The sequence below is a fragment of the Pandoraea pnomenusa genome, from assembly GCF_040391475.1.
In the GTDB taxonomy this organism is placed as follows: Bacteria; Pseudomonadota; Gammaproteobacteria; order Burkholderiales; family Burkholderiaceae; genus Pandoraea; species Pandoraea pnomenusa_C.
On record NZ_JBEBXS010000006.1, the window covers coordinates 111,602 to 124,494 of the forward strand.

Annotated in this window: 9 protein-coding genes; 6 read left to right on the forward strand and 3 right to left on the reverse strand. The window is 64.7% G+C overall.

Going from position 1 to position 12,893, the window contains the following annotated elements:
• The first annotated feature begins 56 nt into the window (after positions 1–56).
• Positions 57–1,127 (forward strand): Lnb N-terminal periplasmic domain-containing protein, encoded by a 1,071-nt coding sequence (locus ABWO90_RS08805; RefSeq protein WP_502922576.1) that lies wholly within the window; start codon positions 57–59, stop codon positions 1,125–1,127.
• Positions 1,124–3,400 carry an esterase/lipase family protein gene (locus ABWO90_RS08810; protein ID WP_353190834.1) on the forward strand — a complete coding sequence of 759 codons (2,277 nt, stop codon included), beginning with the start codon at positions 1,124–1,126 and terminating at the stop codon, positions 3,398–3,400. The genes ABWO90_RS08805 and ABWO90_RS08810 overlap by 4 nt, the downstream gene beginning before the upstream one ends.
• A 12-nt stretch (positions 3,401–3,412) precedes the next feature.
• Here the strand turns inward: ABWO90_RS08810 and ABWO90_RS08815 are convergent, their stop codons facing one another.
• On the reverse strand, positions 3,413–4,012 hold the full coding sequence (locus tag ABWO90_RS08815) for a putative pterin-binding protein (RefSeq protein ID WP_353190835.1): 600 nt from the start codon (positions 4,010–4,012) through the stop codon (positions 3,413–3,415).
• 220 nt (positions 4,013–4,232) lie between these two features.
• On the opposite strand from ABWO90_RS08815, the gene metE reads away from it, so the two are divergent.
• From metE to ABWO90_RS08835, 4 genes are all read left to right on the forward strand, one after another.
• Positions 4,233–6,521, forward strand: coding sequence for a 5-methyltetrahydropteroyltriglutamate--homocysteine S-methyltransferase (gene metE / locus ABWO90_RS08820; RefSeq protein ID WP_353190836.1), 2,289 nt, complete (start codon positions 4,233–4,235; stop codon positions 6,519–6,521).
• A 275-nt stretch (positions 6,522–6,796) separates the two neighbouring features.
• The gene (locus tag ABWO90_RS08825) at positions 6,797–7,456 is read left to right on the forward strand and encodes a response regulator transcription factor (protein WP_353190837.1); all 660 of its coding nucleotides are present in this window, start codon (positions 6,797–6,799) and stop codon (positions 7,454–7,456) included.
• Positions 7,453–8,814 (forward strand): sensor histidine kinase, encoded by a 1,362-nt coding sequence (locus tag ABWO90_RS08830; RefSeq protein ID WP_353190838.1) that lies wholly within the window; start codon positions 7,453–7,455, stop codon positions 8,812–8,814. Before ABWO90_RS08825 ends, ABWO90_RS08830 begins: the two co-directional genes overlap by 4 nt.
• A gap of 90 nt (positions 8,815–8,904) precedes the next feature.
• Positions 8,905–10,638: a glycosyltransferase family 39 protein gene (locus tag ABWO90_RS08835; protein ID WP_353190839.1), complete on the forward strand. Its 1,734-nt coding sequence runs from the start codon at positions 8,905–8,907 to the stop codon at positions 10,636–10,638.
• Positions 10,639–10,735: 97 nt separating this feature from the next.
• On the opposite strand, the gene ABWO90_RS08840 is transcribed toward ABWO90_RS08835, so the two are convergent.
• Together ABWO90_RS08840 and ABWO90_RS08845 are read right to left on the reverse strand one after the other, a co-directional pair.
• Positions 10,736–11,566, reverse strand: coding sequence for a family 1 encapsulin nanocompartment shell protein (locus tag ABWO90_RS08840; protein WP_353190840.1), 831 nt, complete (start codon positions 11,564–11,566; stop codon positions 10,736–10,738).
• A complete protein-coding gene (locus tag ABWO90_RS08845; protein WP_353190841.1) occupies positions 11,563–12,681 on the reverse strand; it encodes a Dyp-type peroxidase in 1,119 nt (372 codons plus the stop codon). Before ABWO90_RS08845 ends, ABWO90_RS08840 begins: the two co-directional genes overlap by 4 nt.
• Between the last annotated feature and the right edge of the window lie 212 nt (positions 12,682–12,893).

Genomic DNA, 12,893 nt, shown 5'->3' on the forward strand with positions numbered 1-12,893 from the left:
GCTGGTATTCTTTTGCGCTGAGTATGACTGCCCGGCCCGGCCGGACTTCGATCGACATGGTGCAACTGCAATCTCACGCCGGCGACGCGTTTGCCGGCCCTATCGCGTGGTACGTCTATGTGCTGCGCTCGTTTCTCGCGCTGGTCGTGCTGGGCGCGTGCGCCTGGGGTGTCATGGCCCTCGCCTACCGCTGTCCGGGCCCGGCGCTCGTGCGCTACGTCGTCATCGCCCTGTGGGTGGCCCTCGGCGTGGCCGCAATGATCGCGCTGTTTCGGGTGCGCGCAGGCGCGTCGCTCAAGGGATGGCCGCTCGGCTTCCTGGTCGCGATGATCCTGCTCGTCGGGTGGTGGCAGACGATCCGGCCGTCGAACGACCGGAACTGGGCCGCCGACGTGGCGCAACTGCTCGATGCGCAACAGGACGGTTCGCGCGTCACGCTGCACAACGTTCGCAACTTCGCGTGGCGCACCGAAACGGACTTCACGCCGCGCTGGGAAACCCGCGAGTACGACCTCGACAAGCTGGTGAGCGCCGATCTCGTGCTGTCGTACTGGATGGGCCCCGCCATCGCCCACACGCTCGTGTCGTTCGGCTTTTCCGACGGCCAGCGCGTGGTGTTCTCCATCGAGATCCGCAAGAAGCAAGGCCAGAAGTTCTCGGCGGTCGGCGGATTCTTCAAGGATTTCGAAGCCACGCTGGTGGCGGCCGACGAGCGCGACATCCTGCGCGTGCGCAGCAACGTTCGTGGCGAGACCGTCTATCTGTATCGCCTGAACATTCCGCCCCAACAGCTTCGTGAGGTCTTCGTCGGCTATCTCGAACGCGCCCGTGCGCTGCGCGACGAACCGGCCTGGTACAACACCCTCACGAGCAACTGCACGACTATCGTGTTCGAACTGGCACGGATCATCGCGCCCGGACTGCCGCTCGACTACCGCCTGCTGCTCTCGGGCTACTTCGCCGAATATGCCTTCGATCAGGGCGGCCTCACGCCCGGCTTCACCTACGCGCAATTGCAGGAACGTGGCAACTTCGTCGCGCGGGCGTTGGCGGCAGGCGACTCGCCCGACTTCTCGATGCTGATCCGCCAGGGCGTGCCGGGCGACGATCCGAAGGTGACGCCATGACGATGCTTCGACTGCCGCTCTCGCTGCACTTCGGCGCGGGTCACGCGTCCTGGCGCCGCCATGCGCGTCGGATCGCCACGCTGGCGGCCGCCGTCATGATGGCCGGGTTGTCCGGCTGTGCCATGGTGGAAGTGCGCTCGCTGGGTCCGGAGCAGTACATCGCAATGAAGCGCGGCGACATCCTGTCCACGGGCAAGCTGAGCGCCTCCACCGACGAAACGGTCCGTGTCGCGGGTCTCGACGAGACGATCTGCGCCCGGACCTCGCTCGATTGCATCGACGCCCTGGGCCGTGCGAAGGAAATCGACATCGACCGGCGGCTGGCCGCGATGGCCGAAATGTCGATGCAACTCGCCATCGCGCAAACGCCCTCGGGTGACCGGCAGTGGAACGACACGCAATTCGACCTCTGGCTGCGCACCGCCCGTTATGCCTACGCCTACCTCTTCTACGGCGACCGCCCATCCAGCGAGCGGGCGTTCGAAGACCGTCAGACGCAGGTACGCGACTATTACAACTTCGCGGTGCAGACGTTCTCCGTCGCGCTGTTCCGGCGCGCGCAGACAACCGGCGACGACGCGGTGGCCGGCTGGACGTTGCCGGTCGACGCCAGCAGCGTGCGCTTCGGCGGCAATCACATCGATCCACGTGAGGTCCTGCCCGCTTCCACGCTGTCATTTGCAGGGGTGCGCAGCCAGTACCGGCGCGACGGCTTCGGCGCAGAGCTGGTGGCTGTCCTCGACGAGAAATCCGCAGCCGACGCGCTCACATCGATCTCCCGAACACCGGCCCCGCAAGGCGACGCGTCTACCGGCCCTGACATCGATAACGTCTACTCGGCGCGCAACGACACCCCCGGTCAGGCCCGCAGCAGCGGCGCGCGCAACGCGCGTGAAAGCAAGGCGTCGCGCGACTTCCGACGGGCCACCGATCCGAATGCCGGGCAAGTGTTCAGCGAGATGCCTTCACCATCGCTCACGCTGCTGCTGCGTTTTGACGGCACGACACTCGAAGAAGTCCTGACGACGCACGTCGCCACGCTGGTCGTCTACGACCCATACCGGCAGTCGTCCGTCGAACTGAACGGTCAGACGGTGCCGCTCGCGGGCAACTTCACCGCCGGATACGGGCTATGGCTGGCACGCTCCGGCTTCGCCCGGCAGTCGTTGCGCACGCTCTTCGGGCGGGACCGCGGCATCGTGCGTCCGCACATCTATCTGATGCAGCCGTTCGATCCGGGCCGTCGCGTGATTTTGATGCTGCATGGGCTGGCCAGCAGCCCCGAGGCGTGGGTGAACCTCGCCAACGAGATCCAGGGCGACGCCACGCTGCGCCAGCACTTCCAGGTCTGGCAGGTGTACTACCCGACGAACTCGCCGATCCTCGTGAACGCGATGGCGATCCGCAACGCCTTCGACGCCACGCTCAAGCATTTCGACCCCGACGGCTTGTCCGCGGCCTCACACGACGCCGTGATCATCGGGCACAGCATGGGCGGCGTCATCGCGCGCCTGATGGTGTCGAGTGCCGACGACGAGCTTTGGGACGTCTTCCAGAACGACTATCACCTGAACGACGATCAGGTCGATCGCGCGCGCGACCGGCTCGATCCGTTGTTCCACTTCGGGCCGGTGCCGCAGTTCGAACGGGCGATCTTCATCGCCTCGCCGCACCGGGGTACGCCGTTCGCTCGCAATCGTCTGGGACGCTGGGTCTCGAACCTCATCAAGCTCCCGGTCACTCTGCTCTCGGGCATCGACGACGTGCTGCACTTCGCCACCGGCACGGAGGACGCCCCGTCCGAAGGCAAGACGCGCTATGTGCCGAACAGCGTCGACCAGTTGCGCGACGACGACCCGTATGTGGTCGCCGCCGCCGGGCTGAAGATCTCGCCGAAGGTGCAGTACCACTCGATCATCGCGCGTCGCAGCGCACAGGGACCGTTGAATGAATCGACCGACGGTGTGGTGCCGTATACGAGCGCACATCTTGCCGGGGCCCAGTCCGAGCGCGTGATTGTCTCGGGACACAGCGTGCAGGAAACGCCGCAGGCCATTCTGGAGATTCGCCGGATTCTGCACGAGGACGTGGACCAGCTCGACCCGATCAAGCTCCCGGGCCGTGCCGGTCCGGCGCAGACATTTCAGCCGATCGATCCGCCGCAGCTCGTCGCCCCCGTCGCGCCGGCGGCTTCGGCTGCCGCACAGCCCGGCACGACATCCGGCAACGCCCGGCCCACGCCGGGCAAAACGACAAAAACGCCGTCGCGATAATGCGACGCCAGCTCAGGAAACCGCGTTGATCTGGATGTGATAGACGCCCCACGGGCACAGCGTGAACCGCTCCTTGAGCGGTTTTCCGGCCAATGCGGGAACCTGCGCGGGTTCATAAACCGCCCACAGCGGCCCGAGTCCACCGAGCGGCAGCGGCTTGTCGTCCAGATGCGTAGCCAGCAGAAATCCGTACTCGCGCACCTGTCCGAGTGTGCTCGCCACGACATAGCCGTCGATGGCGCGCAGCAGTACTTGCGTGAGCGGATTGCCGGGCACCCCCACCCGCGCCAGCACGTCGGCCAGCCGGGGACCGCGCAGCGTGTGTGGCTTCTCGTCGTACTCCAGCGTCGGACGAATCGTTTGGACGGGCATGGCGGCCAGCATGCCGAAGTCGAACGCATACGCGGCGTCGAACTTCACCAACTGCTTGTGGAACAACTGGTCGAGCGCCGGATCGACGGGACCGCGATTGTGTCGTTCGACGGCGCCGCTGATCGTGACCAACGGTGTGGTGACGGGCGCACCCGCGGGGGGCACATTGCCGGGCTTGGCAAGCAGCGGAGCCGCGGCGCCAAGCGCGACGGCCCCCGTCAGGAATTCACGTTTTTTCATGGCAGCGACCGAACTAGGTGGCCCGAGCATACCACTGAAGCTACCCCGCTCGATCTCGTTCGCGAGGTCTCTCGTACGCTACGCCGGCCACCGTCAGCCGACCCGAAACCATGAACAAAATTAATGCTCATAGGAAATAAAATCATTTTTACTCATTGATTGAAGTCTCTATGATCGATGTCACTGTTCACCACACAGGCGGCAAGCGTCGTTAGCGATCATGGCAAAGACACACAATCTGGGATTCCCGCGCGTTGGCGCAAAGCGTGAGCTGAAGTTCGGTCTTGAAGCGTACTGGAAGGGGCAATCGTCGCTCGACGACCTCAAGGCGCTCGGCGCCTCGCTGCGTCGGCGTCACTGGCAAGACCAGGCGAGCCTCGATCTGGCGCCCGTCGGCGATTTCGCTTTCTACGATCAGGTGCTCGACATGAGCTTCACGCTGGGCAATCTGCCCGAGCGCGTGCAAGGCTTTCATGGCGACGCGCTGGACAATTACTTTCGCGTGGCACGCGGGCGCTCGGCGCAGAGCGCCGAAGACCACGCCGCTTGCTGTGGCGGTGTCGCCGCCGGGGAAATGACGAAGTGGTTCGACACGAACTATCACTACATCGTCCCGGAATTCTCGGCCGCAACGACGTTCTCGCTTGACGCCTCGCGTCTTGTCGAACAACTGACCGAAGCCCGTGCTGCAGGCGTGAAAGCGAAGCCGGTCATCATCGGCCCGGTCACCTATCTGTGGCTCGGCAAGGCCAAGGACGACAGCGACAAGCTCGCGCTGTTGCCGCGCCTGCTGCCTGTCTACGCGAAGCTGCTCGAAACGCTTGCCGCCCAAGGCGTGGCGTGGGTGCAGATCGACGAACCGATCCTCGTTACCGAACTGAGCGCCGAATGGCAGAAAGCCTTCGAGACGGCCTACGCCGCGCTCGCCGACGCCCCGCTCAAACGTTTGCTCGCCACGTACTTTGGTGAGCTCCAGGACAACCTGCCGCTCGCCTGCCGTCTGCCGGTGGACGGCCTGCATCTGGACGCCGTGAACGCGCAGAGCGAAGTCGACAAGGTCATCTCTGCCGTGCCCGCCGATAAAATCGTGTCGCTGGGCGTGGTCAACGGCCGCAACATCTGGAAGGCGGATCTCGCCGCCACGCTCGACTGGCTGGAGCCGGTCGCCAAGACGTTGGGCGAGCGTCTCTGGATCGCCCCGTCATGCTCGCTACTGCACGTACCGGTCGATCTGGCCAGCGAGCAGAAGCTCGACGCCGAGATCCGGTCATGGCTCGCCTTCGCGACGCAGAAGCTGGCCGAAGTGAACGTGCTGGCTCGCGCCATCAATGCAGGCCGCGATGCCGTTGCCACCGAGTTGTCGGCCAACGCGACGGCCATCGCGAGCCGTCGGGCGTCACCGCGCGTGCACAACCCGGCCGTGAAGGCTGCGGTCGCGAAGATCGAAGCGTCGCTGGGGCAACGCAAGACCCCGTATGCCGAGCGCGCACCGAAGCAGGCCGCCAGGCTCAACCTGCCGCGTTACCCGACCACGACCATCGGCTCGTTCCCGCAAACCTCCGAAATCCGTAGCGCTCGCAGTCAGTTCAAGGCCGGAGAACTGGATCAGGCCGGCTACGTCGCCGCGATGCAAGCCGAAATCGCACGCAGCGTGCGCGAACAGGAAGCGCTCGGGCTGGACGTGCTCGTGCACGGCGAAGCCGAGCGCAACGACATGGTCGAATACTTCGGCGAACAGCTCGAAGGTTACGCGTTCAGCCAGTTCGGCTGGGTGCAGTCCTACGGTTCGCGATGCGTGAAACCGCCCATCATGTTTGGCGACATCAGCCGCCCGAAGCCCATGACGGTCGAGTGGATCAAGTACGCACAGTCGCTGACCGACAAGCCGATGAAGGGCATGCTGACCGGCCCCGTCACGATCCTGAACTGGTCGTTCGTGCGTGACGATCAACCGCGTTCGGTGTCTTGTTTCCAACTGGCGCTGGCCATGCGCGAGGAAGTGCTGGATCTGGAACGCGCCGGCGTGCGCGTGATCCAGATCGACGAAGCCGCCTTGCGCGAAGGCCTGCCGCTGCGCCGCGCGCAATGGCAGACCTATCTGGACTGGGCGATCGAATCGTTCCGGATCACGGCCAATGGCGTGCAGGACGATACGCAGATCCACACGCACATGTGCTACTCGGAATTCAACGACATCATCGCGGCGATTGCCGACATGGATGCCGACGTGATCACCATCGAGACCTCGCGCTCGGACATGGAGCTGCTCGACGCGTTCGACTCGTTCAAGTACCCGAACGAGATCGGTCCGGGCGTGTACGACATCCATTCGCCGAACATCCCGACGCAGGCGCACATCGTCTCGCTCATGAGAAAGGCGGCGGAGCGCATTCCGGCCACACGACTGTGGGTCAACCCGGACTGCGGCCTGAAGACGCGTCAGTGGGCCGAAGTCATCCCGGCGCTGCAAAACATGGTGGCCGCCGCGAAGATATTGCGCGCGCAGTAAGACGTGACGACCTCGGAGGTTCGGAGTCCGTCATCAGAGCCAATGAAGTGACACTCACGGGCCGGCCATCGCCGGCCCGTCGTCTTTTGCATGAAATATCCTTGCTAAGTCGTTGTTTAAAAGTGCATTTGCATGGCATAGTCGCGCGGGCGTACGCTAGCGAAAGCTAAGTGTCTCCTAAGTTTCGCGCGCTATCTTGCGCCGGTGCCGTCCTGTGTGACGGCCAGGATTACGTGTGCGCCGTTTCGGCTGCACGGTACAGCGTTCGGAAAACCATGCGGATATTGCTCGTAGAAGACGACACCATGATCGGTGAGGCCATGATGCAGGCGCTCAAGGACGCCTCGTATGCGGCCGACTGGTGCCGCGACGGCGACGCCGCGCTGGCGGCACTCGCCGCGCATACCTACGACCTCATGCTGCTCGACCTCGGCCTGCCCGGTCGCGACGGCTGGGAAGTGCTGCGCGCGCACCGCGGCGAAGGCGGACGCACGCCGATCATCGTCGTGACGGCGCGCGACGGTGCCGAAGACATCATTCAGGGGCTCGACCTCGGGGCTGACGACTTCGTCGTGAAGCCCTTCGAAGTGGGTGAGCTGCTCGCACGCATGCGTGCGGTGATCCGACGCCAGGCGGGCGTCGCGGTGCCGGTATTGACCAATGGCGCCCTTGCGCTCGACCCCGCGACGCATCAGGCCACCTATGGCGAGAACAGCTGCGTGCTCTCCGCCAAGGAATACGCACTGCTGCACGCGTTGATGTTGCGTCCCGGCACGATCCTCTCGCGCGACGCGCTGGAGCATCGCCTCTACGGCTGGGGGGAAGAGATCGAGAGCAACATGATCGACTTCCTGATCCATTCGATTCGCAAGAAGCTCGGACCGGACGTGATCCGAAACATCCGCGGCGCGGGCTGGCTGGTGCCCAAGGCATGATGCGTTCGCTGCAGTCGCGCCTGGTGGTCACGCTCTCGGCCTGTGCGCTGGGACTGGCCATTGTCGCGGGTTTCGTCTCCTATGGCGCGGCCTTTCGCGAGGCCTATCGCTTTCAGGACGACCAGTTGCTGCAACTCGCCGCCCTCGTCGATACCCGCAACCTGACGGCGGCCGACAATGCCATGCATGGCCTGCCGATCCAGGACCACGACTACCGGCTCACCGTCCAGCGCCTTGGCGGCACCTTTCCCGTCACGCTGGCCGACGGCTTTCACACCGTAAACACCGGCGACCACACGTGGCGCGCCTTCGTGCGCACCATCGGGCCGGAAATGCGCATCGTCGTTGCCCAGCCAACAGAGGGCCGTAACGAGATCGCCCGCAACAGCGGGCTGCGTACCGCGCTGCCGTTTGTCGTGCTCGTGCCGCTGCTCATCTGCGCCATCGTGTGGACCGTGCGTCGCGCCTGGCGACCCGTGCAGCGGCTGGCCGACGAAGTGGACACCCGGCGCGATACCGATTTGCGCGCACTCGACACGCACGGCACCCCAACGGAGATCGAACCGTTCGTGGTGTCGATCAACCGCTTGCTGGCCCGACTCGCCAAGGCGCTCGACGAGCAACGCCGCTTCGTTGCCGACGCCGCCCACGAACTGCGCTCGCCGGTCACGGCGCTGGTGATCCAGTCGGAAAACCTCGACCGGGCGCTGGCGCCGACATCGCTCGACGCCGAGACGAAAAACCGTCTGACCAAGCTCAAGAGCGGTTTGCAGCGCACGCGCACGCTGCTGGAACAGTTGCTGACGCTGGCGCGCGCGCAAAGCGCACCGACCGCACCCGCCACCCCGCTGGCGCTGCTGCCCGCCGTGCACGAAGCCCTCGAAGATGTCTTCGTGCTGGCCGACCGCAAGCAGATCAGTCTTAATCTGGTCGGCGCTACGCTGGGGGTGCCCGGACGCGCCAACTTGCGCGTGATCGGCGCCAAGCGCGATATCGTCACGCTGCTCGGCAATCTGGTCGGCAACGCCGTACGATATACGCCCGCGGGCGGCACGGTTTCCGTGCGACTTTCGGCCACCGGCGCTGACGTGGTCATCGACGTGATCGACTCGGGCCCGGGTATCGACGCCGACAAACGCGAGCGCGTTTTTGATGCGTTCTACCGGGCGACCGAACAACGCGAGTCCGGCGAGCCCGGCGGCGAAGGTACCGGACTGGGCCTTGCCATCGTGCGCGCGATCGTGGATCGTCTCGGCGGACGGGTCATCCTGAAGGACGCCAGCCCGACGCCCCCTCGCGGACTTCACGTTCGCGTGACGCTGCCCAATCCGGACGTCCCGCAACCGCCGAAACGATGACGACCAGGCACGTACCGCAAGACACCCGTAACGTTTTTCACCCCATCGTCACCTACCTCCTCCTTTATCAAGACCGGAAGCCTCGCATTCATGTCAACACGCCCTCAACGTGACGCCGGGTTGGAACCCTGGCCGATCTCTCCCGCCGCGCTGCTGTGGCTCCTCGCGATGTTCGCGCTGGTCTGGTTCGGCGTACTGAATCTGCGCCACCTGATTCCCAGCGACGAAGGCCGCTACGCCGAAATGGCGCGCGAAATGCTGGCCACCGGCGACTGGGTCACCCCGCGCTACAACGGCTATCTGTACTTCGAAAAACCGCCCCTCCAGACCTGGATGAACGCGCTGACGTTCATGATCTTCGGTCTCGGCGACTGGCAGGCCCGGCTGTGGACGGCGCTGACCGGCTTCGGCGGCGTACTGCTCGTGGGGTACACCGGCCGGCGCGTCTTCAGCGCGCGTGCGGGCTTCTTTGCCGCGCTCACGCTGGCCAGCGCCCCGCTGTGGGCCCTGCTCGGCCACTTCAACGTGCTCGACATGGGCCTGTCGTTCATGATGACGCTGGTGCTGTGCGCACTGCTGCTCGCGCAACGCCCCGGACTGACCGACACGCAGGTCCGTTACTGGATGTGGCTGTGCTGGTTCGCCATGGGCCTGTCGATCCTGAGCAAGGGGTTGATCGGCGTGGTGCTGCCGGGCGCCGTGCTCGTGATCTATACGCTGATTTCGCGTGACTGGGCGCTGTGGAAACGTCTGCACATCGCGAGCGGCCTGATCGTGCTGCTTGCCGTGACGGTGCCGTGGTTCGCCGCCGTGATGGCGCGCAACCCGTCCTTCTTCGACTTCTTCTTCATCAACGAGCACTTCAACCGCTTCCTGAAGCCGGACCACCACCGTCCGGGTGCGCTCTGGTATTTCGTGCCGGTGCTGATCGTGGGCTTCCTGCCGTGGCTGTCGATGATCCCGCGCACGGTGTCGGCCTCGCGCGCCGTGCCGCGTCAGGCCAACGGCTTCCGGCCGGTGCTGATGATCACGGTCTGGACCGCCTTCATCTTCTGCTTCTTCTCGGCCTCGCATTCGAAACTCATTTCGTACGTGCTGCCGATTGCGCCGTCCATTGCCATGCTGTTCGGGCTGGGGCTGGCCGGTATCTCGCGCGAGTCGCTGCGCAAGCACCTGATCGTGTCCGCCGTGTTGTTCGTGGCGACGATCGTGACGTGTCTGGTGTTCCTGTCGCATCACTCGGACAGCCGCAATCCGGTCGAGGCATACCGCCTGTTCTCGTACTACCTGTACGCGGCGAGTTTCGTGGGCCTGATCGGTCTGGGCATTACCCGCTGGCTCAGCGCGCGCAGCGCGAAGCAGGCGCTGATTGCCTTTGCCGCGACATGGCTGGCCTTCACGATGATCGGCGGCTCGGGGCACGAGGCATTCGGCCGTGCCAGCTCGGGCATCGATCTGGTGCCCGCAGTGCGTGCGGAGATGGATCGACTGGGGCCGGACACGCCGTTCTATTCGGTAGGCACGCTCGACCACACGATGCCGTATTACCTGCGTCAGCCGATGATCATGGTGGCCGTGCAGGACGAACTCGAATTCGGCATCTCGCAGGCCCCGGACAGCTGGATTCCGACGCTCGACAAGTTCGCCGACGTCTGGATGGCAGCCCCTAAGGCACTTGCACTGGTCGACCCGGACAAGTTCACGGTGCTCGAGACGCTCGGCCTGCCGATGAAGGTCATCGCTCGCGATAGTCGCCGCGTGATCATCGAGAAGCCGATGACGGCCGACGCGCCGGCTCCGGCGTCTGCCCCTGCGGCCCAATGATCGCCGCGCGACACGCATGAAAAAACGGCTGAAAGCGGATATCGCTTTCAGCCGTTTTTCTTTTCTTGTCAGTCACTTGCACGACTGACTTCGACCATTACTTGGACTTCTTCTTTGCGCCCACCGGCTTGGTTGCGCCAATCGACACACCGGCTTCGGCCGTCAGCATCAGGAACGTAAACGTTTCTTCCAGATACAGGCGAACGGTCGTGGCCGTGTGGTCGAGGTAGCCGATCGACACGTCCTGGCCGATATGCATCTCGTAGTCGCCGCCGCGCGTCGAGACGATGCAGCCGCCGTCGATGGCCGGCGCCCAGATGATCTCGCCGCTCACGATGTGACCGATGTGCTCGAGCACCGGGTAGCCCTGATCGTTCGCTTCGGCCACGGCCGTGTACGCGTCGGCGCCCAGCAGCACGCTGTAGGGACCATCGACCCCTTCCAGACGCAGTTGCTCCAGCGCCTTGGCGATTACGGTCGGGTAGTCGACGATGCTGTCCGGCAGCGGCAGCACCGGATTCGAGGTGCCCTCACGCACGCCCGTGATGCGGGCAGCCTGATAGCCGTCGAAAATCGCGCGGTCTTCCGCGTAGGCCAGTTTGATGGCCGCGTCCTTCGCCGGTTGCCAGTCCGAATCGTTTGCGCCGCGCTCGACATCGTCGATGGCTTCACGCGAGAGTTCGAACGGCACGCGCAGTGCCACGAGCGGCATCACTTCGCGCTGACGCGCGCCCACGCCGTCGAGCGGCGCGTCGATGGGGTTCTGGTGACCGGTGCCAACGCCCGCGAGCGACAGACCGCCCGGGCCCTTGACGTCGACGACACGACGGCCGGCGACGGTCCGCTTGAACGTGCGTGCCACCTCTTCTTCGATCTGCGCCCATGCGGCGCTCGAAATGGGGGCCAGTTCGCGATGCAGGTTATTCATGCCTGAGAAACTCCTTTGAGCGATCCGATTTGCAGCGAGCCGTCCGCGGGCGCGGCGTTCGCTGAGGTAAGCGACGATGTCTTGGCGTCGACCACGGGAGTGGCCGTCGACGCCGCATCGATCAGGGTCTTGATGGCCTCCGAAGCCGCTTCGGTCGACGGCGCCTCACGCTCGGCGAGCGCTTCGAGCAACGGTGCCGACGGTACGAAGAACAGCCCGCCGGTCACGGCGGTGCTGAAGTCGAGAAGGCGGTCGTAATTGCCCGGCGGACGGCCGACGAACATGTTCTCCAGCATCTGTTCGATGGGTGCCGGCGAGCGGGCGTAGCCGATGAAGTACGTGCCGAACTCGCCCGATCCCGGGCGCCCGAACGGCATGTTGTCGCGCAGGATCTTGATTTCCTTGCCGTCTTCCTCGAGCACGGTCAGCGCACTGTGCGACCAGCTCGGCTTCTCGGCTTCGTCGAGTTCGACATCGTTGAGTTTCTTTCGGCCGATGATGCGCTCCTGCGCTTCGACCGGCAGCGCGTTCCAGCCCGTCATGTCGTGAAGATACTTCTGCACGAGCACGTAGCTGCCGCCTGCGAATTCGGGGTCTTCGTCGCCCATGACCGTGAAGTCGAGTGCTTCCTGACCTTCCGGATTCTCGGTGCCGTCGACAAAACCGATCATGGCGCGCATATCGAAGTAGCGGAAACCGTGCACCTCGTCGACCACCTTCACCGCATCGCCCAGCTTGTCGAGCATGAGCGTGGCGAGATCGAAGCACAGGTCCATCTGATCGGCCCGAATGTGCAGCAGCAGATCGCCCGGCGTGGCCGGCGCGTGACGCTTGCCGCCACCGAACTCGCGGAACGGATGCAGCTCGGCCGGACGCGGGTCACCGAACAGGCGGTCCCAGGCGTTATCGCTGAAACCGACCACGCATGACAGGTTGCCGCCGGGCACGCGCTTGCCCACGGAGCGGACATAGGCGCCAACGTCGGCACACCACCCGCGCACGTCGGCGTGAGCGGCTGGATCGTCGCGCACGGTGGCGACAAGAAAGATAGCGCTGCGGGTGACGGTGCCGGAAACCGGCTGCGGTTCCGGAGGGGAAGTCGGGCGTTCGGTCATTGCTTTCCTGCGTGGGGCTTGAGTTCTCTACGCCTGCAACCGCAGCTTCGGATCGAACGGCGACCTTTAGCTATCGGGCGGCGACTTTCAGTGTGTCAACTTTATCACGCAACACGCCGTAATATGCCACTCTCGTCGACATATCCTCGTGCGAAGCCTTACGCAACAAGGCTTTGCGGCAGCGCGCGGCAATTCTGTCAATTTCGCCATTT

What these genes read in the sequence shown, in the direction of transcription:
- ABWO90_RS08805 (WP_502922576.1), top strand. Translation starts at nt 57, where the DNA reads ATGGTGCAACTGCAATCTCACGCCGGCGACGCGTTTGCCGGCCCTATC.
- ABWO90_RS08810 (WP_353190834.1), top strand. Translation starts at nt 1,124, where the DNA reads ATGACGATGCTTCGACTGCCGCTCTCGCTGCACTTCGGCGCGGGTCAC.
- ABWO90_RS08815 (WP_353190835.1), bottom strand. Translation starts at nt 4,012, where the DNA reads ATGAAAAAACGTGAATTCCTGACGGGGGCCGTCGCGCTTGGCGCCGCG.
- metE (WP_353190836.1), top strand. Translation starts at nt 4,233, where the DNA reads ATGGCAAAGACACACAATCTGGGATTCCCGCGCGTTGGCGCAAAGCGT.
- ABWO90_RS08825 (WP_353190837.1), top strand. Translation starts at nt 6,797, where the DNA reads ATGCGGATATTGCTCGTAGAAGACGACACCATGATCGGTGAGGCCATG.
- ABWO90_RS08830 (WP_353190838.1), top strand. Translation starts at nt 7,453, where the DNA reads ATGATGCGTTCGCTGCAGTCGCGCCTGGTGGTCACGCTCTCGGCCTGT.
- ABWO90_RS08835 (WP_353190839.1), top strand. Translation starts at nt 8,905, where the DNA reads ATGTCAACACGCCCTCAACGTGACGCCGGGTTGGAACCCTGGCCGATC.
- ABWO90_RS08840 (WP_353190840.1), bottom strand. Translation starts at nt 11,566, where the DNA reads ATGAATAACCTGCATCGCGAACTGGCCCCCATTTCGAGCGCCGCATGG.
- ABWO90_RS08845 (WP_353190841.1), bottom strand. Translation starts at nt 12,681, where the DNA reads ATGACCGAACGCCCGACTTCCCCTCCGGAACCGCAGCCGGTTTCCGGC.